The organism is Streptomyces sparsus (assembly GCF_054776295.1).
In genome coordinates, this window is the sequence record NZ_BAAHCA010000020.1 from 1 (window position 1) to 19,681 (window position 19,681).

Consider the following 19,681-nt stretch of genomic DNA (forward strand, 5'->3'; position numbering starts at 1 on the left):
TCGGCGACGCAGGCCTCCGCCATGCCGACGCAGCCCCAGGCGACGGTGTAGCGGCCGTGGTCGAGAGCGGTCGCGGCGACGTGCGACAGTCCGGCGCCGGGCGGGGCGATCCGGTGGCCAGCGGGGACCCGGACGCCGTCCAGGGTGACGTGGGCGATCCCGGCGGCGCGCATGCCGAGCTGGCCGGTGACGGACTCCCGATGGACGCCAGGCCGGTCGGTCTCGACGAGGACGGTGGTGAGTCCCTCCGCGTGGCGGCCGAGGACGAGCAGGACGTCGGCGTTCTGCCCGAACGTGACCCATCTCTTGCGGCCGGTGACGAGGAGTCCGTCGCCGGAGTCCTCGACGGCCGTCGTCACCTCGCCGAGGGCGCTGCCGGCCCCGTCCTCGGTGGCGGCGAAACCGGCGGTGAGAGTGCCGTCGGCCAGGCGTGGCAGCCAGTCGGCGCGCTGGGCCCGGGTCCCCCAGCGCAGCAGTGCCGCGGCGACCATGGACTGGACGGTGAGCAGGCCGCGAAGGGCGCTGCAGACGCCGCCGAGGTGGGCAGCGATCTCTCCCAGGTCGGCCGGGGTGAGGTCCCGTCCGCCGTGTCGGGAGGGGAGATCGGCGGCGAGGAGGCCGGTGGCCGCGAGGGCACGCAGGGCGTCCGGCGGCACGCGGCCCTCGGCGTCCCACCGGCTCGCGGGTTCCCGGGCCCGGGCGGCAAGTTCGGCGGCGGCGGTTACCAGCGGCGAGTCCACGGTCGCGCCGTCCGCCTCAGCTGTCGCCGGCATGGGCCGGGGCGGTTTCGGCGCCGGCCTTCTTGACGTGCACCAAGGCGGTGAGGCGGCGGGCGGTGCGGAAGCTGTCGAGATCGAGGTCCTCGACCTCGACGGTCAGCTCGAACCGGTCCTCGACATAGGTGACGAGTTCCAGCGCGAACAGCGAGTCGACGAGCCCGAGGGCGAAGTAGTCGTCGTCGGGGCCGACCTCCCTGCGCAGTGCCTCGGTCAGGAAGCGGGTGATCTCGTCGAGGGTTTCCGCGGGTCCACGGCTCATGCGATGCTCCCCGGTCCGCTCGGCGGACCTGTCTCGACCAGCAGGACGCTCCACGCCGCCACCGGGCTCACGTTGATGAGGACGGCGAGGTCGCCCTCGGCCAGTTCCTTGCGGTCCAGGGCGGTGGAGAGGTTCAGGAAGGTGTCGTTGGCGCCCAGGTGGCCCAGGGCGCGGAGGTTGTCCCGGCAGGACGGCAGCAGGGCGATGTCGAGGGACTCCTCGACGAAGGCCAGGCCGCCGGCCGAGAGGTTCTGGCTGGCGTAACCGGCGATATCGGCACGGGTGAGTCCGTTGCGCGCGAGCAGTTCGGCGACCAGTTCGGCGAGGCGGTTCCTGGTCTCCATGGCGAGCCGGAAGGAGTAGCCCGGCGGGTCGGAGCACTTCTCGCGCCACTCCGCGGTGGGGCGGTCGCGGTACTCCAGGCCGAAGAGGTCCCAGTAGCGGCCGTTGGTGCGCTGGACGAGGTCGAGGAGGTGGACCGGCGCGGCGGCGTGGGGGCGGCCGAGCAGGAGCGCCAGGCCGCTGTCGCCGTTGACGGTCACCGGGTGCCGATAGCGCCGGGCGGCGGCAGGCTTGCTGCCGTGCACGACGAGCACGGGTCCGAGGCCGGGGTCGGCGGCGAGCAGGCCGCGGGCGGTGAGCAGCGCGGGGGTGGAGGAGACGCAGCCGAGTCCGCCGACGGAGAAGGTGAACGCGGTGTCGGCGCCGAGCGCGTGCTGGAGCCGGGTGGCATCGGAGCTGATCAGGGCCTCGGGGGCGCGCGGTTCGACGAGGATCAGGGCGCCGAGCGCGGCGGCCGGGATCCCAGCGGTGTCGAGGGCGTCGCGGGCGGCCCGTTCGGCGAGTTCGGCGGCGGTGAGTCCGTCGTCGACGGCGACGGTGTCGATGCCGAGCCCGCAGCAGGTGAGACATTCGGCCTCGTCGAGCCCGGCGAGTTCGGGGAGGTCCACGAGGGGGCGAGGGCTGTCCGGCAGGTGCCGGCCGACCGCGTTGATCGCGACCCTCGGTGCGGTGGTGCGGAACGTGCCCTCGGCGCCCATATGGCTCCCCGCGTTCGACGCTTCGTCAGCGGAACACTAGGACAGATATACGGTATTGCGCAAGTACGTAATAACCCAATCAGAGAGGGCCCCGCATCTGGAATGCTGGGGCCCTCCGCCATCTCTCCCCCCGTGAAAGGCCCCCTCATGCAGACCGTCTGGAAACGCCACGGCATCGTGGTCGCCGCTGCTGCCGTGTGCTTCCTCGTCAACAGCCAGGGCATGGGCCCGTTATGGTTCACCGGGGTCGCCCTGCTCGTCAGCGGCCTGTTGATGCGCCGTGCCATGACCCTCGGTCAGCGGCCGCGCGACGAAGCCCCGCCGCTGGCGCTCGCGATCCCGGTGTCCGGTCGCTGGATGGCCCGTAACGGCCCCGCGACCAAGGTGCCCAGCCACACCCACAACCTCGCGCAGACCTACGCCATCGACCTTGCCCGGCGTCCGGCGCCGGAGCCCGTCTGGCTCTGGCCGGTGGCCCGTCGCCCCGAGTCCTACCCAACCTTCGGTGAACCCCTGTTCGCGCCCACCGATGCCCGGGTCGTGTCCGTATCGGACCGGCAACGGGATCACCTCACGCGGACCTCACTCGGCGGACTGTTCTACGTTCTCGCCGAGACGTTCATCCGCTCCCTCGCCAGTCCCCGGCACCTGCTGGGCAATCACGTCGTCCTCGACCTCGGCGACGGCGCGTACGCGGTCTTCGCGCACCTGCGGCGGCACTCGGTCAAGGTGGCAGCGGGCGACCTGGTGAAGCGTGGCCAGACGCTGGCCGAGTGCGGCAACTCAGGCAACTCCGCCGAACCACACCTGCACTTCCAGCTCATGGACGGCCCCGACATCACCTCGGCCCGCGGCCTCCGCTTCACCTGGCGGTTCCGGGACGACGACGGCGAGGAGCACGAGGGTGTCCCCGCCGACAACACCTGCTTCGTCCCGGCCGACTCGCTCCCGCCGGTCCCCTACACCGCCCCGTAACCCGGTTCGAGCAGGAAGCGGGCGAACCTCACGCGGCCGTCCTCGGCGAACTCACCGAAGATGAAGACCTCCTGGGTCTTCGACGGCTTGCCGCCCTGGCTGGTGGTGTACCGGGCCGCAAAGCGGTTGCCGTCCCGCAGCGCCTCGTGCATCTCCACCGGGTACGAGTGTTTCCGCGCGCGGCCCTCCTCCAGCGCCTTCAGCACCCCTGACCGCTGCATCGTCTTCCCCCCGATCTCGTGCACGGCGTCGGGGGTGAAGAGCCGGTCGTACACCTCGGCCACCGGCAGCGCGCTGCCGTACCCGTCCGCGTAGTAGGTTTTCAGGAAGTGCGCGGGATCCTGCGCCGGCGTCGGCTCGACGCCCGCCTCGGGCCGCGGCGCGGGCACCGTGCCCGGCGCGGGACGGGCCGCACTGTCGTACGGTGTCCCTCCCCCGGCACCGGACCAGCCGGCTCCCGTCGTCGCAAAGGTCGTGGAGCGCGCCACCCGGCCGTCCTCGGCGATCTCCGCGAAGACGGCCTTCTCCGTGGCGCTCTGCACCTTCCACATCATCGGCGTGCTGACCGTGTACCGCACGGCGGCCAGGCGCCCCTCCACGTTCACCTCGTGGATGTGGAGCTCGTACGGCGCGCCCAGGCCCCGCCGCGACTCGATGTCACGCAGCAGCTTCTTCCGGTCCCACACCTTCCCGTTGACCACATGGGTCCCCGCGGGCAGGTGGTAGCGGTCCCAGACCTGCTCGACTGGCTCCGAACCGTCGAACGCGTCGGCGTGGAAGGTGCGCAGATATCCCGCGAAGTCTTCGGCGGCGAGGATGTGGTGGGCGGTACTCATGCTGTTCTCCTGGCTGTCGGGCGGGACGTGGCACCACCCCGCGGCCCGAGGGGCGGCGGGGTGGACAGGTGGAACTCGCGTCGCAGGGCGGCCCGGGCGGCGAGGTGGCCGCACATGCCGTGCACGCTCGGTCCGGGCGGAGTGGACGCGGAACAGAGATAGACACCGGCCAGCGGCGTGCGGTACGGATTCCAGGCGGGCACCGGCCGGAACACGCACTGCGTGAGCGTGATCGCCCCCGCGCCGATGTCGCCCCCCGGATAGTTCGGGTTGTACGTCTCGTACGCGGCCGCGGAGATGCCCCGGGCGGCGATCACCGTGTCGGCGAAGCCTGGGGCGTACCTCTCGATGCGGCGAGTGATCAGTGGCACCGGGTCCCGGTCGTCACCGTTCGGCACGTGCGCGTATGCCCACAGCGGGCGCCGACCGCGCACCGCACGCCCGGGATCCGCCACCGCCGGGTCGACGAGGAGGACGAACGGCTGGTCGGTCGGCTCACCGTGGACGGCGGCGTTCTCCGCGGCCAGTGTCTCCGCACGGGTGCCGCCCAGGTGCACGGTCCCGGCCCGTCCCACCTCCGGGTCGGTCCACGGCACAGGCCCGCTGACGAGGAAGTCCGCCTTGGCAGCGCCGGGACCGTAGCGGAACCGGCCCAACGCCCGCCGGTAGGACGCCGGGAGCTGGTTCCCCGCCAGGGCAAGCAATCCTTTCGGCGTCGTGTCCAGCATGATCACCGGGGCGTCCAGCTCGGCCAGATCCCTTACCCGGTGACCCGTGTGCACGACACCTCCGTGCGCCCGCAGATCCGCCACCAGCGCCTCGGCGATCCGGACGCTGCCACCCCGCGGCAGGGGCCAGCCGCTCGCATGAGCGAGGTGCCCCAGCAGCAGCGCGATGGCTGCGCCGGGAAAACTCGGCAACCGCCCCACCGCATGCGCGGCGACCCCGGTGAGCAGGGCTCGGCCGGCCTCGGTACGCAACCCGCTGCCCCGTAAGAGGTGGTCCAGGAGACGGGGACCGAGCAGTGCGGGTGCGGCGGGGTCCTCCGGGAGGGTCCGCTGGCCGGACAGCACGAAGTCGGTCACTCCTCTACTGTGCCTCACCAGCGGGGCCATCAACCGCCGCCAGCGTGGTCCGTCCGCGCCGAGCCCGGCCGCCGTCTCCGCCAAGTCGCGGTGAGCAAGCCCAGAGACACCGCCGTCCAGCGGGTGCGCGTAGCTGACCGGCGGGTGCAGCAGGTCGACCCCGCGTGCTCCCAGGTCGAACTGACGGAAGAAGGCGGATGCCGCCGCCATCGGGTGGACCGCCGCGCACACGTCGTGCCACACCTCGGAGTCGAACAGCGCCTCCCCGCGCAGGCCGCCACCGGGAGTGGATGCCTGCTCGTGGACGTGCACCGTCAGACCGGCGCGGGCCATGGTGACGGCGGCGGCCAGCCCGTTGGGCCCGCTGCCGACCACCGCGACGTCGGGACGGGTCATGCGGACGCCGCCTCGGTGGCGAACTGCTGCCCGGCGAGCCGCCGGTACACCTTGTCCGACTCGATCAGCTCATGGTGGGTGCCGACCGTCCGGATCCGGCCGTCCTCCATCACGAGGATCTGGTCCGCGCGCACCACCGTCGACAGCCGGTGGGCGATGGCGAGCACCGCGCACTCCCCCGCCGCCTCCGTCATCGTGTCCCGCAGCGCGGCCTCCGTGTCACTGTCCAGGTGCGCAGTGACCTCGTCCAGCAGGATCACCTCGGGCCGCTGGAGCATCGTGCGGGCGATCGCGAGCCGTTGCCGCTGACCGCCGGAGAGACCGGCCCCCCGCTCGCCGAGCTCCGTGTCCAGACCGTCCGGCAGCCCGGCCACGAACTCCTCCAGGCTCGCCAGCCGCAGCGCCCGAGTGATGTCAGCGTCGTCCGCCCCCGGGTTCGCGTACGTGAGGTTCTGCCGGATCGTGCCGCGCAGCAGCGGCGCGTCCTGCTCCACGTACCCCACCATCGCGCGGAGTTCGGCGAGCCCAAGGGTGGCCGTGTCGTGTCCCCCGACCCGGATCGTGCCGGACTCCGGCCGGTGGAAGCGCTCGATCAGCTGGAACACCGTCGTCTTGCCGGCGCCCGAAGGGCCCACAATCGCGGTCAGACCGCGGCGCGGCAGGGCGAAGGAGACGTCGTTCAGGACCGGCGCGCCCTCGCGGTATGCGAAACCGACCCCCTCGAACTCGACGACCGGCACGGTGTCCGCGCCCGGTCGGCGCTCCGGCACCGCCCGGGCGTCGTCGTCGTCCTCCTCCTGCGGGATGCCGCCCAGCTCCTTGACCCGCTGGACCGCTGCGCGCCCCTGCTGGATCTGGCCGATCGACATGAACAGCATCACCAGCGGCGCAACCACATAGAAGAGGTACATCACGAATGCGGTGAGGTCGGCGGGCGACAGCGAACCGGTCGCGACCCGCGCCATGCCCCAGGCAATGACCACGGCCAGCGACAGTTGCGTCCCCACGTTCATCATCGGGGTCAGCAGCGCGCTGAACGCGGTCACCCGGATCCCGCTCACCCGGACCCGCCCGGCGAGCCGACCCAGCTCCTCGGTCTCCCGCTCCTCCGCGCGCGACGCCTTCACCGTAGTGATCGCGCCCAGCACGCGCTGGAGGCCCGAACCGAACGCGCCCACGTTCTCCCGGGCCTGGAGGGCGGCCACCCGCACCTGGCGGGCCAGCAGCAGCGCGATCCCGCTCGCCAGACCCAGGCAGGCGACTGTCGCGAGCAGCAGTTTCCAGTCGAGCCGGGCCATCAGGACGACCGAGCCGATCACCATGAAGACGGAGGACACGACCTGCGCCATGGCCTGCGTGATGACCAGGCAGGCGATGGAGGTGTCGGACACGGTCCGCGAGAAGACGTCCCCGTGTTCGAGGCGCGAGAAGTGCGGGAACTGACTGCGCAACAGCCGACCACCGAGGATGCGCCGCACGTCGTACGTGATGTTCTCGCCCGCCCGGCCGATCGCGTACGCGTGCCCCGCGCTCAGCGCCGCGTCCGCGACGAAGAAGACCGCGATGAGCGTGATAGTGCCGGCGATCGGCTCGCCCGACGCCACACCGTCGATCAGCCGGCCCAGCATCCAGGGCTGGGCGAGCGTGGCGGCCGCGCCCACCAGGCCCATGCCGACGCCGACGATCAGCAGGACCCGGTGGCCGCGGACGATCTCCCGCAGGTTCATGCGGGCTTGGTGTACGAGGCGATGAAGAGGCCGGCGGCGGGAACGTACGAGTTGCGCTCCCAGTCGCTGTAGTGCCCCTCGGGGACCAAGCCGGCGTCCCGGGCGTACTCGTCCACCTCGTCAGGCGTCAGCAGCCGCACCGTCTCGGTGCCGATGCGGTGAGTGCCGTCCGCCTCGTACCAGACCGTGGACACCTGCCAGATCCGCTGGTCCGCCACGAGCATCGCGTGCAGGTGGATGGCCGTGTTCGGCTCGGGGTACGGCAGGAAGATCGACGCGCGCGTCTGGCCCTCGTGCTGGGCGACGATGCCCGGCCCGTTGTGCGCCTCGACCACCAGACGGCCACCCGGCCGCAACTGCTCGGCGGCGCGGGCGATCGCCTCCCGCTGGTCGTCGGGGTCGAGGACGAGCGAGAGGGTCGAGCAGACGCAGTAGACCAGGCCGAACTCGCGGCCGGAGCGGTAGGACCGGATGTCCGCCAGCTCACCGGTCACCTCCCCCCGGTCGCCTTTCTTCTCCAGGGCGGTCAGCATCTCCGGTGAGGAGTCGACACCGAGCACGGGACCGACACGGTGCGACAGGGGCAAAGCGATCCGGCCGGTGCCGACGCCGAGCTCCAGCGTCCCCGAGGCGGGGTCCGGGTGGAGCGCGGCGAGTCCGTCGACGGTGGCCCGGGTGGAGGCGTCGTCTTGGAAGATGCGGTCGTACCAGCCGTCGAACTGCTTGCCGTACCCGATGTCCGCAATCGTCATTGCTTCTCCGTTCCTGCGTGAGTGATACCGCCGTGCGGAATGCCGGGCTCTCAGGCGGCCTTCAGGAATCCGGGCGCGGCGGCGACCATCGGCTGATAAGTGGAGACGTAGAGGACCTCGGGGTCCTCGCTGTCGTCATGACCGCTGGCACGCACAACGGAGAACTGGAATCCCCGCACGACGGAAACGTCCTGAGCGTCCCTGATCTGCTTTCTGATGAACTCAGCCAGCACCCGGAACGAAGGAGAACCTGTCGGGTCCTCGCCCTTCGCGATGTTCTTGATGATGGCACTGCAGATATCGAAGACCGCTTTTTCGGTCCGCCGGGACGAGAACCATAGCGCCTGGATCATCCGACGGTTTTCGATCAGGTCCAGCTCGATCCAGGGCGAGGTTTCGCGGTTCTCGTCGAGGGTGCGGTAGAGGTAGTGGTAGTCGTGCGTCGCGGGGTTCGGCGCGAAGAACTTCCAGTTCGGCACGAGCGAGAACAGGTCCTTGTTCCGCGCGCGCTCGAACGCCGGGTGCGGGTGCTGCGCGGCCAGCGTCGTCAGGAGCAGCGCGGCCCCCACCGCGCGCGTGACGGCGCCCGGTCCCGTGAGGGTGTCCTTGAGGAATGCGGCGGCCTTCACTTAGATTCCTCCACCTTCTCCGGGGAGCTCCCGGCCGGTTCGCCGTCGCCGCCGGCCGGCGGCATGCAGTACTCCTCGACGAAGCCCATGATCAGGTCGGCCACCGTCCGCGCGTGCCGGGCGTCGGTCAGGATCGTGTCGTGCCCGCCCTGCTCGACGACCGCCACGTCACCGTGGCTGCCGGCCTCCTGGTGGGATCGGACGAGGTCGTGATACATCAGCAGCTGGTCCGGGTCCATGTCGACCGTGACCTGCGCGGCGACGACCAGGCCTGGGGCCTGTACAAGAGCCAGCTCGCCTTCGTACGCCTCCAGTTCCGCGCGAACGGCCGTCCACTCGCGGGAGGCGGCCTGCCAGAGACGCGCGTCGGTGTACAGGGCGAATGCCTTGTCCCGGTACGAGTACGGCAGGTGGTCCACCCAGTGGGGGCGGGTCATCAGGGCACCCGTGCCCAGCCGCGTCCAGCGCGCCAGCTCGGCCAGCGACGTGGTGAACAGCTCGCTGCCCCGGCGCTGCCGGTCCGATCGGATCAGCTGCGCCGGGTGCGTCGGGTCGAGGTAGACGACGCCGGCCACCCGGTCGCCGAGTCGCTGCGCCACCCGACGGTTGAGCTCGGCGCCAAGGGAGTGCCCGACGAGCACCACCTTGCGGTCGTCCGGCAGGACCCCACGGATCAGGTCCTCCAGGTCGTCCACCGACTCCTGTACACCGTAGGGGGCGTCCCGCAGCCGACGACTGGGCCCGTAGCCCGCGCGCGCGTAGCTGAGCACCGGCTGGCCGATGTCGAACGCGAGCCGCTCGATCATCCATGAGAAGTGCTCGGTGGTGGAGGCGAGGCCGTGGTTGAAGACCAGGACGGGGCGGTCGGCCATATCCTGGCCGCCGACGTCGTACGAGAGCGTGTTGCCGTACCGGGTGGTGACGGTACGGGAGTTGGGCCATCCGGCCAGCGCGTGGGCGCGGCGCTGCGTGGCCACGACACCCGCAGCGGTGACCCCGGCCGCGAGGAGCATGAGCGCGGTCTTGACCATCCGGTCGTCGCGGCCGGCGACCACCGGGAACGTCTTGGGCGCGGACGTATACGCGACCATAGGGTGCATCGCGGGGAACGCCGTCATGAAGCGGCCCAGCCCCATCACGAAGGCATTGACCACGTGGAAGCTGCCGGCTGCGCCGATCATCGGCCGGGTCATCCGCCCGCCGGCCAGGTACACGACGGGGAAGAGGCACTCCATGGCCAGGACCGCGTGCTGCGTGACCTTGCTGGCGCGCGGGTAGCGCTGCGTCAGCCGGTAGGCGCGCTCGAATCCGTAGGTACGCGTGCGCAGGACGCCGGGAAGGGCGGAGCCGTCACGCCACTTCGTCCCGGCCAGTTTCGCAAGGCCGGACAGCGAGTACGACATGTTCGCCTGAATCGCGAGGTACCACATCAGGGCGTCCTGGACCTCGGGGCTGCTGGACAGCCGCGCGAGGCCGGTGACCGCTTGGACCTGGGTGGCCACCTGATCGGAGCCGTCCGTGCCGTAGCGGTGGCGGGCCTGCAGGACGGTGGTCGTGAGGCCGAGGTAGAGGTCACCCGCGGCGCGCCACCGACTGTTGCCGGGGGCGAGCATCGCCAGGCTGCACGCCACGCGCGAGGCGTGCAGGGCCATCGTGGTGCGCCTGCCGCTCACCAGGTCGGTGAGCCTCTGGATGGCCGGCATCTTGCTCTCCGGCGTCTGCCTCATGATGTCCCAGTCGTTGAGGCCGCCATGCCTCAGGTTCCGGTGCTGATGCAAGTACTCGAGGGACGAGGAAAGACTGGAGAGAGCTGCGAGGCGTTCTGATATGCCGATCGCGCGAGTTCGTGAAATCGGAATCGGGGAAAAAATTGCACGGGGAAGCCGCTTTAAGACACTCATACCGAAGTTTCACTCCGCGTCGAATCGACTGTGGGCACTACCGAACGGTAGGATCGGGTGCCTGCCGGGCCACGGTTCCAGCGTGGCCCGCCAGGTCTCTTCGCCTCCGAACCCGGCTCTCGAAGGATGTTCCCGAGAGGCCGCCAAGGCTCCTCATGCGGTGCTCAGTCAGACGCGAGCACTCAGTCGTTCGCTCCGGCTTCGTACGCCTGAACGGTGACCCACGCCGCGCCCGCGCCGCCGGCGAATCCCACGCCGAAAGCGATCAGCGTCGGGGTGGCCTGCACGGGCATCATGACACCGAACTCGCCGTTCGCCTCGTCCGAGAGGTGCTGCGGGGTGACAGCGGCGACGCTGTCCACGATCCTGCTCATTACGATTTCCTCCTGGGGGGTCGGTCGTGTGGGGTTACGAGGGGTCAGCCGACGACGCGGCCGGTGACGTAGGCGCCGACCACGGCGCCGGCGCCGGCGACGGCACCGCCGACGTACCAGCAGGTGGCCACCGCGGCCGGGGTGGCCAGGACCGGCGCCGCGTCGTCGTCCTGGTAGCCCTGCTCCAGGGTGCCGAGGTCCTGCGCGTTCATGAATCCGGCGATCTTGTGCTCCATTGCCAGTATCTCCCGTCTGTTATGGCGAGTAAGACGTCCGAGCTGGGATCGAGAACTCTCCTGGGCCGCAGGACATGAAATGGATTGCTCGCCGCACTGTGCTGGAAGAGCCGGAGAGCCCCGTCGACCGAGGCGCACGGCTTCCGACCTACGCGCGTCACTAACAGATCGGAATTACCGATTCCGAGTTTCGTGAACGCGCGACGACTTCGAATCAGGTTCCACGTCGATGCCACCCAAAGCAGACGCCTGACGGCTCGTCAAGGCGTCAACACCGTTCTTTCGAGCACCTGTTCCCATCGTGCGTGGATCACGCTAGCTGATGATCGATCGCCCGCAACAGGCCACCGGAACTTTCTGACTTGATCTGGCACAGTCGACCTAAAGATCTTGGTGCTCCGGATGTGGCCCTACGTGGCCCTTTCTCAAAGATGTCCGAGTTAGAGCTTCAGTAGAGGTTGTCTTTATAGCGCCGAATGCTGGCCAGGAGCACATGGGGTTCGCTCGTCGATGACCTGGCGCCGTGTGATTGAAGTCCTTGGACGGTGGCTTGGGGTGCGGTTGAATGACGTATGCCTGTCGCCCAGCCATTGGCCGTGTCCGATGCGGACCGTGGGGTTCTGCGTTCGTGGGTCCGCTCGCCGTCGTCCGCGTCGGGACTGGTGACGCGGGCGCGGATCGTGCTCCTCGCCTCGGAAGGCACTTCGAACACCGAGATCGCGCGGCGGCTCGAGCTGTCCCGGCAGACGGTGGTGACCTGGCGTGGCCGGTACCGCTCAGCCGGCCTGGCCGGGCTTCAGGACCGGCCGCGCTCAGGCCGGCCCGGCACCGTAAACGAGGCCGAAGTGGTGGTGCGGACCCTGGAGGGCCCGCCGGAAGGACTCGGCGTGACCCACTGGTCCTCCCGGCTGCTCGCAGCCGAACTGCGGCTGTCCAACGTCGCGGTGGCCAAGGTGTGGCGCAAGTGGGAGATCCAGCCCTGGCGGAGCGAGACGTTCAGGTTCTCCACCGACCCGCAACTCAGGGCCGATGTCCGCGACGTGGTCGGGCTGTACCTGGCCCCGCCGGAGAAGGCGGTGGTGGTCTGCGTCGATGAGAGGTCGCAGATCCAGGCGCTGGACCGGACCACCCCGATGCAGCCGGTCCGGCCGGGCCTGGCGGAGCGGCGCACCCACGACTACGTCCGCCACGGCGCCACCACCTTGTTCGCCGCCCTGGACGTCGCCTCTGGGAAGATCACCGCCGACGCCTGCTACGACCGGCACCGCAACGACGAGTTCCTGCGCTTCCTCAAGCAGGTCGCCAAGGCCCACCCCAGGGTGAAACTTCACGTGGTCGTCGACAACTACGCCACCCACAGGCACCCCCGCGTGAAGGCGTGGCTGGCGAAGAACCCGCGGATCACCCTGCACTCCACCCCGACCTCCTGCTCCTGGCTGAACCTGGTGGAGATCTTCTTCGGCATCATCACGCGCCAGGCCATACGCCGCGGCACCTTGACCTCCGTCGCCGACCTCACCGACGCCATCCGCCGCTACATCACCGCCTACAACGACCGCTGCCAGCCGTTCACCTGGACCAAGACCGCCGACGAAATCCTCGAACACGCCACACTCCCACGTCCAAGGACTTCATTCACGCGACACTAGGGCTACCTACAACACACCCAGCCCCATGCCACACACCACACAACCCCACCTCACGCATCCCGCCCGACCCGACCCGACCGCCCACCGGCCTCTCAACACACCCACAACACCGCAGGCCAGCACGCACTCGGTACACCAACCAACCCCCCTCCCAGCGTCAGCGGTTGTGAGGATGACGTGGAGAACGCCTCCTGCACGCCGCGGGGTGCCCAGTCCTGTCGGGGCGGTGCTGCTGGTGGCGTTGGTCGCGGTCTACGCCACTTGGTGGGGGCGCCCGTTCTCGGTTCGGCGGTTGCGTCGGCGTTCGAGGAGGAGGACGGTGAAGACGGCGACCTTCGCGCGCAGGACCCAGGGGTCGAAGGGTTTGCCGACATAGTCGCCAGCGCCGGCGGCGTAGCCGCGGGCGCTGTGTTCCCATCGGCGCCCAGGGCGGTGAGAAAGATGATGGGGATGCCGTGGGCGAGGGGTCCATGACACTTCCCACGGAGGGTCACGGGTGCCGTTGGGGTAGAGGGAGCGCGCGCCGGGGCCGCGGCGGCGACGACCGGCGTGGGGCGGCCTGGGGAATGCGCCGGTCGACCGCCCACACGGCCAGTGCGCAGGCCGCGAAGGCAGCTCCGAGAAGGCTTGCGCCGCTCCAGCCGTAGGTGGTGAAGAGGGCGGTGGTCGCGGCGGCGCCGAGGGCGGAGCCGAGTGAGTAGAAGACCATGTAGCTGCCGATGACACTGCTGGTGCGGTCCGCGTGCACGACCGCAAGCTGGTGCTGGCTGCTCACGTGCACGGCCTGGACCGCGAAGTCGAGGAGGATCACTCCGACGACGAGGAGCCACAGGGACCACGGCAGCTGCGCGATCGTTGCCCACGAGAGGATGAGGAGGGTGAGGGCGAGACCGGTGACCGGCGCCGCCCTTCCAGCGTCCGCCCACCGCCCCGCACGAGCCGCACCGAGCGCGCCTGCGAGTCCGGCGATGCCGAACAACCCGATCTGACTCTCGCTCAGCTGCCACGGAGAGCCCGCCAGGGGCAGAGCCAGTCCGCTCCACAGGGTTCCGAACGACGCGAACAGGAAGAAGGCGATGAGGCCGCGCGTCAGAAGCGTGCGGTCCTTGAACAACCCGCCCAGCGAGGCGACGGCCTGCCCGTACCCCGAGGTTCGGGGCGGGCGCTCCTCCTGTGGAAGCACGGCCAGGACGAGCGCCGCGAGCCCGAGTGACAACACCGCCAGCACGGCGTAGACGCTCCGCCAGCCCGCCACCTCCGCGAGCGTGCCGGTGACGACACGGGCACCCAGGATGCCCGCCACGACGCCTGAGGTCACGACGCCGATGTTCCGTCCCCGTTCGGCCGGCGGTGACGCCGAGGCGGCGTAGGCCACCGTGGTCTGCACGACGACGGCGAACAAGCCGGCCACGGCGAGACCCACGATCGCCATCCACGTGGTGGACGCGAGTGACGTCAGGAGGAGGCCCAACGCCGTGAGCGCGAGGTGCACGGCGATGAGCCGGCGGCGGTCGGCCACGTCGCCGAGCGGTACCAGCAGCACCAGCCCGACGAGATAGCCCAACTGGCCGGTCGCGACGATCCAGCCGGTGAGTTCCGGCGAGAGGCCGAGGTCGCGTCCCATTGGTTCCAGTACCGGCTGCGCGGCGTAGATGCTCGACACCGCAACGCCGCAGACCACTGCGAGCAGCAACCGCCGCCACGCGTTCATCGCGGATTCCATCGCACTCCAGCCTTGATGAGTAGCAAATTGCAACTTATTTGACGCTACGGCATGATGGTTTCAATACGCAACTCATCGGAGGTGTCATGCCGCGCATCACCGTGTGTGCCCCGGACCCGGACTGGTCCGACCCCGACTGCCCCGTCGCCCGCACACTCGACCTCGTCGGCGACAGGTGGAGCCTGCTCGTCATCCGGGACGCGATGGACGGGGCACGATCGTTCACCGAGTTCCAGCGACGTACCGGCATCGCCCGCAACATCCTCACCGACCGTCTGCGCAAGCTCACCGCGCGCGGGTTCATCGCCCAGCGCACCGCTGCTACAGGACGTCGTCGCGAATACGTGCTGACCGACGCCGGTCGCGACCTCTTCCCCGTGATCGTCACCCTGCGGCAGTGGGGGGAACGCCACGCCTTCGCCCCTGGCGAGATCCACTCCGTCCTGGTCGATCAGCACGGCGATCCGGTGCCGGACGTCGCGCCCACCCGTGGCGACGGCACCCCGCTCACCCCCGAGACCACCCAGGTGCGCAAAGTCGGATGATGAGCCTGGGCACTGCCGGGAGCGGCTCGCACGTCAGCGCCGCGCGGGCACCCGATGCACTGCAGGCGCGTCGGTGGATCCTCGTCGAGCGTTTCCGGTGCCGCCCGCAGCCGCGCCAGCAACGCTTCCCACGCTGTGTCCTTGCCCTGATCGAGCAGTGCCACCGCTTGCCGCACCCGCTGGACGGGGCCGTCGAGAGTGCCCGGTGTCGTACGCGTCGGCCTCGGCCAGCGCGACCTGCGTGGCGAGGCGTTCACGCAGCACCGCCGCCGCGACGCGCTCCGCGTCGTCGGCGACCGGCGTCCCGTCGACGGCCGCCAGTGCGCGACAGGCCAGGTCCGTCCGTTCCCGTGCCGCTTGCGGGCTGAGGCCGGTCAGCCGCTCCTCCTGTCCGGTCAGCCCATACGGCGTCCTGCCGGGCAGCACACGAGGTTCATCCAGCCCACCGAGAGCCATCAGGAACGGCATGGACAGCCCGGAATCCGGGGCGACGACTTCAAGCGCAGGCCTCCTGGGTCTGCGCTTCGGAACGGGACGAGCCGCTCGTCGCTCAGCAGACGGAGCGGGGCACCCCCTCAGCGATCAGCGCCCCGGGAGCTGCGTCCGGTGAGTACGGCTGCCGGGTAGCGGGTGTCCTTCCGTTGTGTCGGGGCAGTCGGGAGGCTGTGCCCGGTTGTCTGAGCGAAGGAGCGGTGCCCTGGTGCGTCCTGACAAGTCCGAGGCGAGAGGTTCCGTCGCCTGGGCGGTGACGCTGGCGGCCGGCGTGGGATTCGCGGTCCTCCTCGTCCTCGTCCGTGTTCGGTGGGCACCTATGCGAGAGGCCGACCAAGCCGTTGCCGACGCGCTGAACTCGGTGGTGGCCGGCAACGCGATGCTCACCAAGTCGCTGAAGGTGCTCACCGATCTCGGCGGTACGCCGATGCTGCTGTGGCTGATGGGCATCGGCGCGCTGTGGTTGGTGGTGCGCCGCCAGTGGCCGATCGCCCTGTACGTGGTGGCCACCTCACTCGGCGCGATGGGTCTCAACGCGGTGGTCAAGGAACTGGTCGGGCGGCTGCGTCCGGTGGTGGAGGAGCCGCTGTCGCACCAGTCCGGTCTGAGCTTCCCCAGTGGGCACGCGCTCGGTTCGGCTGTGTCGTACGGGGTGCTGCTGCTGGTGTTTCTCCCCGTGGTGCGCCGCCGGGCCCGTCCGTTGTTCGCCGGAGTGATGGTGGCGGCCGTCCTCGTGGTGGGTCTGACCCGGATCGCCCTGGGGGTGCACTACCTCAGCGACGTACTGGCCGGATGGCTGCTGGGCCTGGTGTGGCTGGCCCTGACCGCCATCGCCTTCCGTCAGTGGCGGTGGGGCGCCCCGCCCGGTACGCGTGGCACGCCTGCGTTGTCGGAAGGACTGGAGCCGGCGCCCCGGGAGGGGTTGCGTCCGGTACCGCTGCGGCACTCCCCCGCGCTGGCTCACCCCTGGCTCGCACTGGCCCAACTACTGGTGGCCTGGGCTGTGATCGCGGGGCTCCTCTACGGCCTGGGCTACCTGATCACGGGCCCGGACGGCGACTCCGCGTCCCCCGCCTGGGACGACGAGGCGACGCGGTGGGCGACCGAACTGCGCACCCCGTGGCTGGACACGGTGACCGAATGGGCGAGGACGCTCGGCGGGACCACGGGAATCGTCACGGGCGCACTCGTGATCGGGCCACTGGGGGTCGCCGTCACCCGCAGCTGGCGACCCGTCGCCCTGGTGGCCCTCGGGCTCGCCGGTGAGCTCTCGCTGTACCTGGTCACGACCGTCACCGTCGCCCGGGAACGCCCGGACGTCACTCAGCTCCACCCCGGTCTGCGGCCGACGGCCAGCTTTCCCTCCGGCCACATGGCAGCCACCCTGGTACTCACGCTGTGCGTCGCGATCATCGTCTTCCACGCCACCCGGAACCGGTGGTGGCGTCTGCCGGCCGTCGCTCTGGCGGTACTGGCTCCGATCGCGGTGGCGTTCCAGCGCCTGTACGCCGGAGTGCACCACCTCAGCGACGTCCTGGCGTCCGTCCTGCTGGCAGGGCTGTGGATGACGGCGTGCTGGTGGGTTCTGTGGTCGTCCCCGCCGGAGCCGGAGTCCGGCGGGGACGAGGAGGCGACAAGCGAGGCGACCGCGGTGGGCGCGGCGCGGTAGCGACGCTCCCGGCGGGTGGCGCATCGGTGGGGGACGTCGTTCGGGCGTGGGCCCGTCGGTGGAGGCACGTGCAGGAGTGGCGGGCCGGCCTCCTCCGGCGAGACCGGGTGGGGTCGCACGGGCGGGGGCCGTGCGACCCGGGGGTTGCCTAGGCGTGCTCGTGGGGGTCGGCGGTGTGGGCGAGTGCGCTGGGAGTGAGGCGGCCGACGATGGCGGGGGCCTCCTGGACCAGGGAGTCGTCGGTGAGCGCCTCCACCATGAAGAGCGCGAAGTCGACGCGGCGCGTCAGGTTGCTGGCCAGAACCGGGTCACCCACGTGCCGGCTCCACACGGGCAGGCCCTGGCTCTCCCCCTCCTCCAGGCTGCTCCCGCGCACCACCGTCCACCGGGTGCTGCTGGCGAACACCCGGCGGCAGGCCTCCACCTGGTCGTCGATCTCGACGGCGCGGACCAGCTTGCCGATCCGGGCCGCTATCCGGACGCCCGTGGTGAACAGGCGTGAGTAGGTGTCCCTGCCGTCGCGGGTGATGTGCCAGCCGCAGGAGAAGACCAGGCGCGCGCCCGGGCGCGCGTGGTCGAGTACCGCCTGGGCCGTTCCCGACGAGTACTGCTGCACACCCCAGGGCACGAGCACCGTCAGTACCCCGTCGCAGCCGGCGACCGCCCGCCGGATGACCTCCGGATCGTTCGTGGGTCCGGGAACGATGGTCATGCGGCCGTCGAACGCGGCCAGCTTCGGCACACTGCGCTCCCGGCACACGCCGACCACCTCGTATCCGCGGTCCAGCGCGTGCCGGACCATGTACTGCCCGAGCTTCCCCGAAGCTCCGATGATGCAGACCTTCTTCACACGATCCGTGCCCATGGCGCAGCCCTCTCACCGCAATGCCTGCCTTATGTCGTAAGGTACGCTAGCCTTATGACGTAAGGCAGTCAAGGTGGCAGGGAAGAGGAGGCTCGATGCCCGAGGGAGGCAGGGGGCGCCGCGGCGCGGCGGCGCGCACCCCGCTCAGTCGCGAGCGCGTGATCCGCACGGCGGTGGAGGTGGCGGACGAGAAGGGGTCGGCCGCTCTCACCATGCGGGCGATCGCCGAACCGTTGGGCGTCGAGGCCATGTCGCTCTACCACCACGTGGCGGGCAAGGACGACGTTCTCGACGGCATGGTGGACGCGGTGTTCGGCGAGATCGAGCTCCCGCCGCGGGACGGGGACTGGAAGACCGCCATGCGCCACCGCGCGGAGTCCGCACGCGAGGTGCTCCGTCGCCATCCGTGGGCCATCGCGCTGATGGACTCCCGCGCCCGGCCCGGTCCGGCGACCCTGCGTCACCACGACGCCGTCATCGGTGCGTTGCGCGCCGGGGGGTTCTCGGTCGTGATGGCGGCGCACGCCTTCTCACTGATGGACAGCTACCTGTACGGCTTCGTGCTCCAGGAGCTGAGTCTGCCGTTCAGCGGCTCTTCGGAGCTGGACGAGGTCGCGGGGGCCATCCTGCGCGAGATGCCCGCCGACGCCTATCCCCACCTCACGGAGCTCGTCACCGAGCACGCCCTCAAGCCCGGCTACGACTACGCCGACGAGTTCACCTTCGGTCTCGGCCTCATCCTCGACGCCCTCCACCCGGACGAGGCCGGAAGCGAAGGCGGGGACGGGTAGCGGGGGCGCTGTCGCGCCGGGGTGGTGCGGCGGTCGGAGGCGGAACCGGCGCCTGTCCGGCCTTGAGCAGGCCATGGCGGCGGGGACGCTCGTCCTGACGCGCTATGAGGCCGGTCCTCTCGCTTGTCCTTTCCGACGCCGTACTCCCCCGCCGGTCGCCGTATGACGTCGAACGCTGGGTTCCGCCCCGGCCGAGCCCGAGGCGGAACCCAGTCCCTACCGGCAGTGGCCTTGAAGAGGTCGGGCGTGACGGTGGCCTCAGGTGTGCACGACGGTGTTGGCCGCCGTGATGGTGTCGCTGCCCGGTTCCGCCGGTGTGCGTGCCGGCAGCGGGCGGGTCGCGCGGGCCGCACGGGACGGCGGGCCGCCGCACCGGGTCGCGGCGTGCGCGATGAGGGCTTCTATGCGTTCGGTGAAGTCCTCGTCCGGCAGGGGGAGATCCAGGTCGTCGTCGACGAATCCGACCGCGGCCGGCACGTAGGCGAGAACCGCGTCCAGGGTCTGGCTGACGACGCGGTCGCCGTGCAGCGCGCGCAGCACACGCAGAGCCGTGGATCGTTCGGTCTCGGTGTCCTCCTCGTCCATCGGGTCGACGGTGAGGTCGGCCTGGTCGTACCACCAGTGGGCCTGGTGGTCCTCGCCGTGCGCCTGATGGTGGAGGTAGAGGCAGTAGGCGGCCGGGTGGTCGCCGGCGCCGGCGGCGTACTGCCACCAGAACTGGGCGCTTTCCGCGCAGCCCGCGAGGTGCAGCGCGCAGCCCAGTGCCCGGGCGCCACCGGGTTCGGGCAGGCTGCGGGAGAGGAAGTCGTGCAGCGTGTGCAGGGCGCCGGGACTGTTCATGACGACCTGGCACATGGTGCGCAGGTCCTTCGCGTAGTCCTCGGCGGCGCGCGCTCCCGCGGGGTGCGGGTCGGGCACAGCCGGCGAGGGCGCGGTGCGCGGCGGCTGTGCCGCCGGG

General features: G+C 70.5%; 20 protein-coding genes and 1 pseudogene. 5 read left to right on the plus strand and 16 right to left on the minus strand.

Going from position 1 to position 19,681, the window contains the following annotated elements; genetic code table 11:
- The 3 genes from ACYVE9_RS03030 to ACYVE9_RS03040 form a co-directional block, all read right to left on the minus strand.
- Positions 1-773: acyl-CoA dehydrogenase family protein (locus tag ACYVE9_RS03030; RefSeq protein ID WP_461026121.1), on the minus strand; the 773-nt coding region annotated here is incomplete at its 3' end.
- Positions 757-1,038 (minus strand): acyl carrier protein, encoded by a 282-nt coding sequence (locus tag ACYVE9_RS03035; RefSeq protein WP_461026122.1) that lies wholly within the window; start codon positions 1,036-1,038, stop codon positions 757-759. The genes ACYVE9_RS03035 and ACYVE9_RS03030, both read right to left, overlap by 17 nt.
- Complete coding sequence (locus ACYVE9_RS03040) at positions 1,035-2,078, minus strand: 3-oxoacyl-ACP synthase (protein ID WP_461026123.1); 1,044 nt, start codon at positions 2,076-2,078, stop codon at positions 1,035-1,037. The genes ACYVE9_RS03035 and ACYVE9_RS03040 overlap by 4 nt, the downstream gene beginning before the upstream one ends.
- A gap of 147 nt (positions 2,079-2,225) precedes the next feature.
- Between ACYVE9_RS03040 and ACYVE9_RS03045 the strand changes: the two genes are divergently transcribed.
- The gene (locus ACYVE9_RS03045; protein ID WP_461026124.1) at positions 2,226-3,053 is read left to right on the plus strand and encodes a M23 family metallopeptidase; all 828 of its coding nucleotides are present in this window, start codon (positions 2,226-2,228) and stop codon (positions 3,051-3,053) included.
- Here the strand turns inward: ACYVE9_RS03045 and ACYVE9_RS03050 are convergent.
- From ACYVE9_RS03050 to ACYVE9_RS03085, 8 genes are all read right to left on the minus strand, one after another.
- Positions 3,038-3,889 (minus strand): nuclear transport factor 2 family protein, encoded by an 852-nt coding sequence (locus ACYVE9_RS03050; RefSeq protein ID WP_461026125.1) that lies wholly within the window; start codon positions 3,887-3,889, stop codon positions 3,038-3,040. The two genes, ACYVE9_RS03045 and ACYVE9_RS03050, sit on opposite strands and share 16 nt — an antisense overlap.
- The gene (locus ACYVE9_RS03055; RefSeq protein WP_461026126.1) at positions 3,886-5,370 is read right to left on the minus strand and encodes a phytoene desaturase family protein; all 1,485 of its coding nucleotides are present in this window, start codon (positions 5,368-5,370) and stop codon (positions 3,886-3,888) included. The genes ACYVE9_RS03050 and ACYVE9_RS03055 overlap by 4 nt, the downstream gene beginning before the upstream one ends.
- Positions 5,367-7,097: an ABC transporter ATP-binding protein gene (locus ACYVE9_RS03060; protein WP_461026127.1), complete on the minus strand. Its 1,731-nt coding sequence runs from the start codon at positions 7,095-7,097 to the stop codon at positions 5,367-5,369. The genes ACYVE9_RS03055 and ACYVE9_RS03060 overlap by 4 nt, the downstream gene beginning before the upstream one ends.
- Positions 7,094-7,849, minus strand: coding sequence for a class I SAM-dependent methyltransferase (locus ACYVE9_RS03065; protein ID WP_461026128.1), 756 nt, complete (start codon positions 7,847-7,849; stop codon positions 7,094-7,096). Before ACYVE9_RS03065 ends, ACYVE9_RS03060 begins: the two co-directional genes overlap by 4 nt.
- Positions 7,850-7,899: 50 nt before the next feature.
- Complete coding sequence (locus ACYVE9_RS03070; protein ID WP_461026129.1) at positions 7,900-8,478, minus strand: hypothetical protein; 579 nt, start codon at positions 8,476-8,478, stop codon at positions 7,900-7,902.
- The gene (locus tag ACYVE9_RS03075; protein WP_461026130.1) at positions 8,475-10,205 is read right to left on the minus strand and encodes an alpha/beta fold hydrolase; all 1,731 of its coding nucleotides are present in this window, start codon (positions 10,203-10,205) and stop codon (positions 8,475-8,477) included. Before ACYVE9_RS03075 ends, ACYVE9_RS03070 begins: the two co-directional genes overlap by 4 nt.
- Before the next feature lie 356 nt (positions 10,206-10,561).
- Positions 10,562-10,753, minus strand: a complete 192-nt coding sequence (locus ACYVE9_RS03080) for a hypothetical protein (protein ID WP_461026131.1) — start codon at positions 10,751-10,753, stop codon at positions 10,562-10,564.
- 44 nt (positions 10,754-10,797) lie between these two features.
- Entirely contained in the window at positions 10,798-10,989 is a 192-nt protein-coding gene (locus ACYVE9_RS03085; RefSeq protein ID WP_461026132.1) for a hypothetical protein, read from the minus strand.
- A 572-nt stretch (positions 10,990-11,561) separates the two neighbouring features.
- On the opposite strand from ACYVE9_RS03085, the gene ACYVE9_RS03090 reads away from it, so the two are divergent.
- The gene (locus ACYVE9_RS03090) at positions 11,562-12,638 is read left to right on the plus strand and encodes an IS630 family transposase (protein WP_461026133.1); all 1,077 of its coding nucleotides are present in this window, start codon (positions 11,562-11,564) and stop codon (positions 12,636-12,638) included.
- A gap of 252 nt (positions 12,639-12,890) precedes the next feature.
- On the opposite strand, the pseudogene ACYVE9_RS03095 reads toward ACYVE9_RS03090, so the two are convergent.
- Both ACYVE9_RS03095 and ACYVE9_RS03100 read right to left on the minus strand, forming a co-directional pair.
- Positions 12,891-13,090, minus strand: a pseudogene (locus tag ACYVE9_RS03095) (response regulator); the annotation flags it as partial.
- 38 nt (positions 13,091-13,128) lie between these two features.
- Entirely contained in the window at positions 13,129-14,349 is a 1,221-nt protein-coding gene (locus ACYVE9_RS03100; protein ID WP_461026134.1) for an MFS transporter, read from the minus strand.
- A gap of 98 nt (positions 14,350-14,447) precedes the next feature.
- Here ACYVE9_RS03100 and ACYVE9_RS03105 point away from each other — a divergent pair, with 98 nt between their 5' ends.
- Positions 14,448-14,906, plus strand: coding sequence for a winged helix-turn-helix transcriptional regulator (locus tag ACYVE9_RS03105; RefSeq protein ID WP_461026135.1), 459 nt, complete (start codon positions 14,448-14,450; stop codon positions 14,904-14,906).
- Between the two features lie 33 nt (positions 14,907-14,939).
- On the opposite strand, the gene ACYVE9_RS03110 is transcribed toward ACYVE9_RS03105, so the two are convergent.
- Complete coding sequence (locus tag ACYVE9_RS03110) at positions 14,940-15,374, minus strand: hypothetical protein (protein ID WP_461026136.1); 435 nt, start codon at positions 15,372-15,374, stop codon at positions 14,940-14,942.
- Between the two features lie 232 nt (positions 15,375-15,606).
- Between ACYVE9_RS03110 and ACYVE9_RS03115 the strand changes: the two genes are divergently transcribed.
- Entirely contained in the window at positions 15,607-17,067 is a 1,461-nt protein-coding gene (locus ACYVE9_RS03115) for a phosphatase PAP2 family protein (RefSeq protein ID WP_461026137.1), read from the plus strand.
- A gap of 148 nt (positions 17,068-17,215) precedes the next feature.
- On the opposite strand, the gene ACYVE9_RS03120 is transcribed toward ACYVE9_RS03115, so the two are convergent.
- Complete coding sequence (locus tag ACYVE9_RS03120; protein ID WP_461026138.1) at positions 17,216-17,932, minus strand: NAD(P)-dependent oxidoreductase; 717 nt, start codon at positions 17,930-17,932, stop codon at positions 17,216-17,218.
- A 95-nt stretch (positions 17,933-18,027) separates the two neighbouring features.
- On the opposite strand from ACYVE9_RS03120, the gene ACYVE9_RS03125 reads away from it, so the two are divergent.
- On the plus strand, positions 18,028-18,723 hold the full coding sequence (locus tag ACYVE9_RS03125) for a TetR/AcrR family transcriptional regulator (protein WP_461026139.1): 696 nt from the start codon (positions 18,028-18,030) through the stop codon (positions 18,721-18,723).
- Positions 18,724-18,981: 258 nt separating this feature from the next.
- Here the strand turns inward: ACYVE9_RS03125 and ACYVE9_RS03130 are convergent.
- The coding region (locus tag ACYVE9_RS03130) for a hypothetical protein (protein WP_461026140.1) at positions 18,982-19,681 on the minus strand (700 nt) is incomplete at its 5' end.

Coding starts and splice junctions, on each gene's coding strand:
- ACYVE9_RS03035 (WP_461026122.1), bottom strand. CDS start 1,038: ATGAGCCGTGGACCCGCGGAAACCCTCGACGAGATCACCCGCTTCCTG.
- ACYVE9_RS03040 (WP_461026123.1), bottom strand. CDS start 2,078: ATGGGCGCCGAGGGCACGTTCCGCACCACCGCACCGAGGGTCGCGATC.
- ACYVE9_RS03045 (WP_461026124.1), top strand. CDS start 2,226: ATGCAGACCGTCTGGAAACGCCACGGCATCGTGGTCGCCGCTGCTGCC.
- ACYVE9_RS03050 (WP_461026125.1), bottom strand. CDS start 3,889: ATGAGTACCGCCCACCACATCCTCGCCGCCGAAGACTTCGCGGGATAT.
- ACYVE9_RS03055 (WP_461026126.1), bottom strand. CDS start 5,370: ATGACCCGTCCCGACGTCGCGGTGGTCGGCAGCGGGCCCAACGGGCTG.
- ACYVE9_RS03060 (WP_461026127.1), bottom strand. CDS start 7,097: ATGAACCTGCGGGAGATCGTCCGCGGCCACCGGGTCCTGCTGATCGTC.
- ACYVE9_RS03065 (WP_461026128.1), bottom strand. CDS start 7,849: ATGACGATTGCGGACATCGGGTACGGCAAGCAGTTCGACGGCTGGTAC.
- ACYVE9_RS03075 (WP_461026130.1), bottom strand. CDS start 10,205: ATGAGGCAGACGCCGGAGAGCAAGATGCCGGCCATCCAGAGGCTCACC.
- ACYVE9_RS03080 (WP_461026131.1), bottom strand. CDS start 10,753: ATGAGCAGGATCGTGGACAGCGTCGCCGCTGTCACCCCGCAGCACCTC.
- ACYVE9_RS03085 (WP_461026132.1), bottom strand. CDS start 10,989: ATGGAGCACAAGATCGCCGGATTCATGAACGCGCAGGACCTCGGCACC.
- ACYVE9_RS03090 (WP_461026133.1), top strand. CDS start 11,562: ATGCCTGTCGCCCAGCCATTGGCCGTGTCCGATGCGGACCGTGGGGTT.
- ACYVE9_RS03100 (WP_461026134.1), bottom strand. CDS start 14,349: ATGAACGCGTGGCGGCGGTTGCTGCTCGCAGTGGTCTGCGGCGTTGCG.
- ACYVE9_RS03105 (WP_461026135.1), top strand. CDS start 14,448: ATGCCGCGCATCACCGTGTGTGCCCCGGACCCGGACTGGTCCGACCCC.
- ACYVE9_RS03110 (WP_461026136.1), bottom strand. CDS start 15,374: ATGCCGTTCCTGATGGCTCTCGGTGGGCTGGATGAACCTCGTGTGCTG.
- ACYVE9_RS03120 (WP_461026138.1), bottom strand. CDS start 17,932: ATGGGCACGGATCGTGTGAAGAAGGTCTGCATCATCGGAGCTTCGGGG.
- ACYVE9_RS03125 (WP_461026139.1), top strand. CDS start 18,028: ATGCCCGAGGGAGGCAGGGGGCGCCGCGGCGCGGCGGCGCGCACCCCG.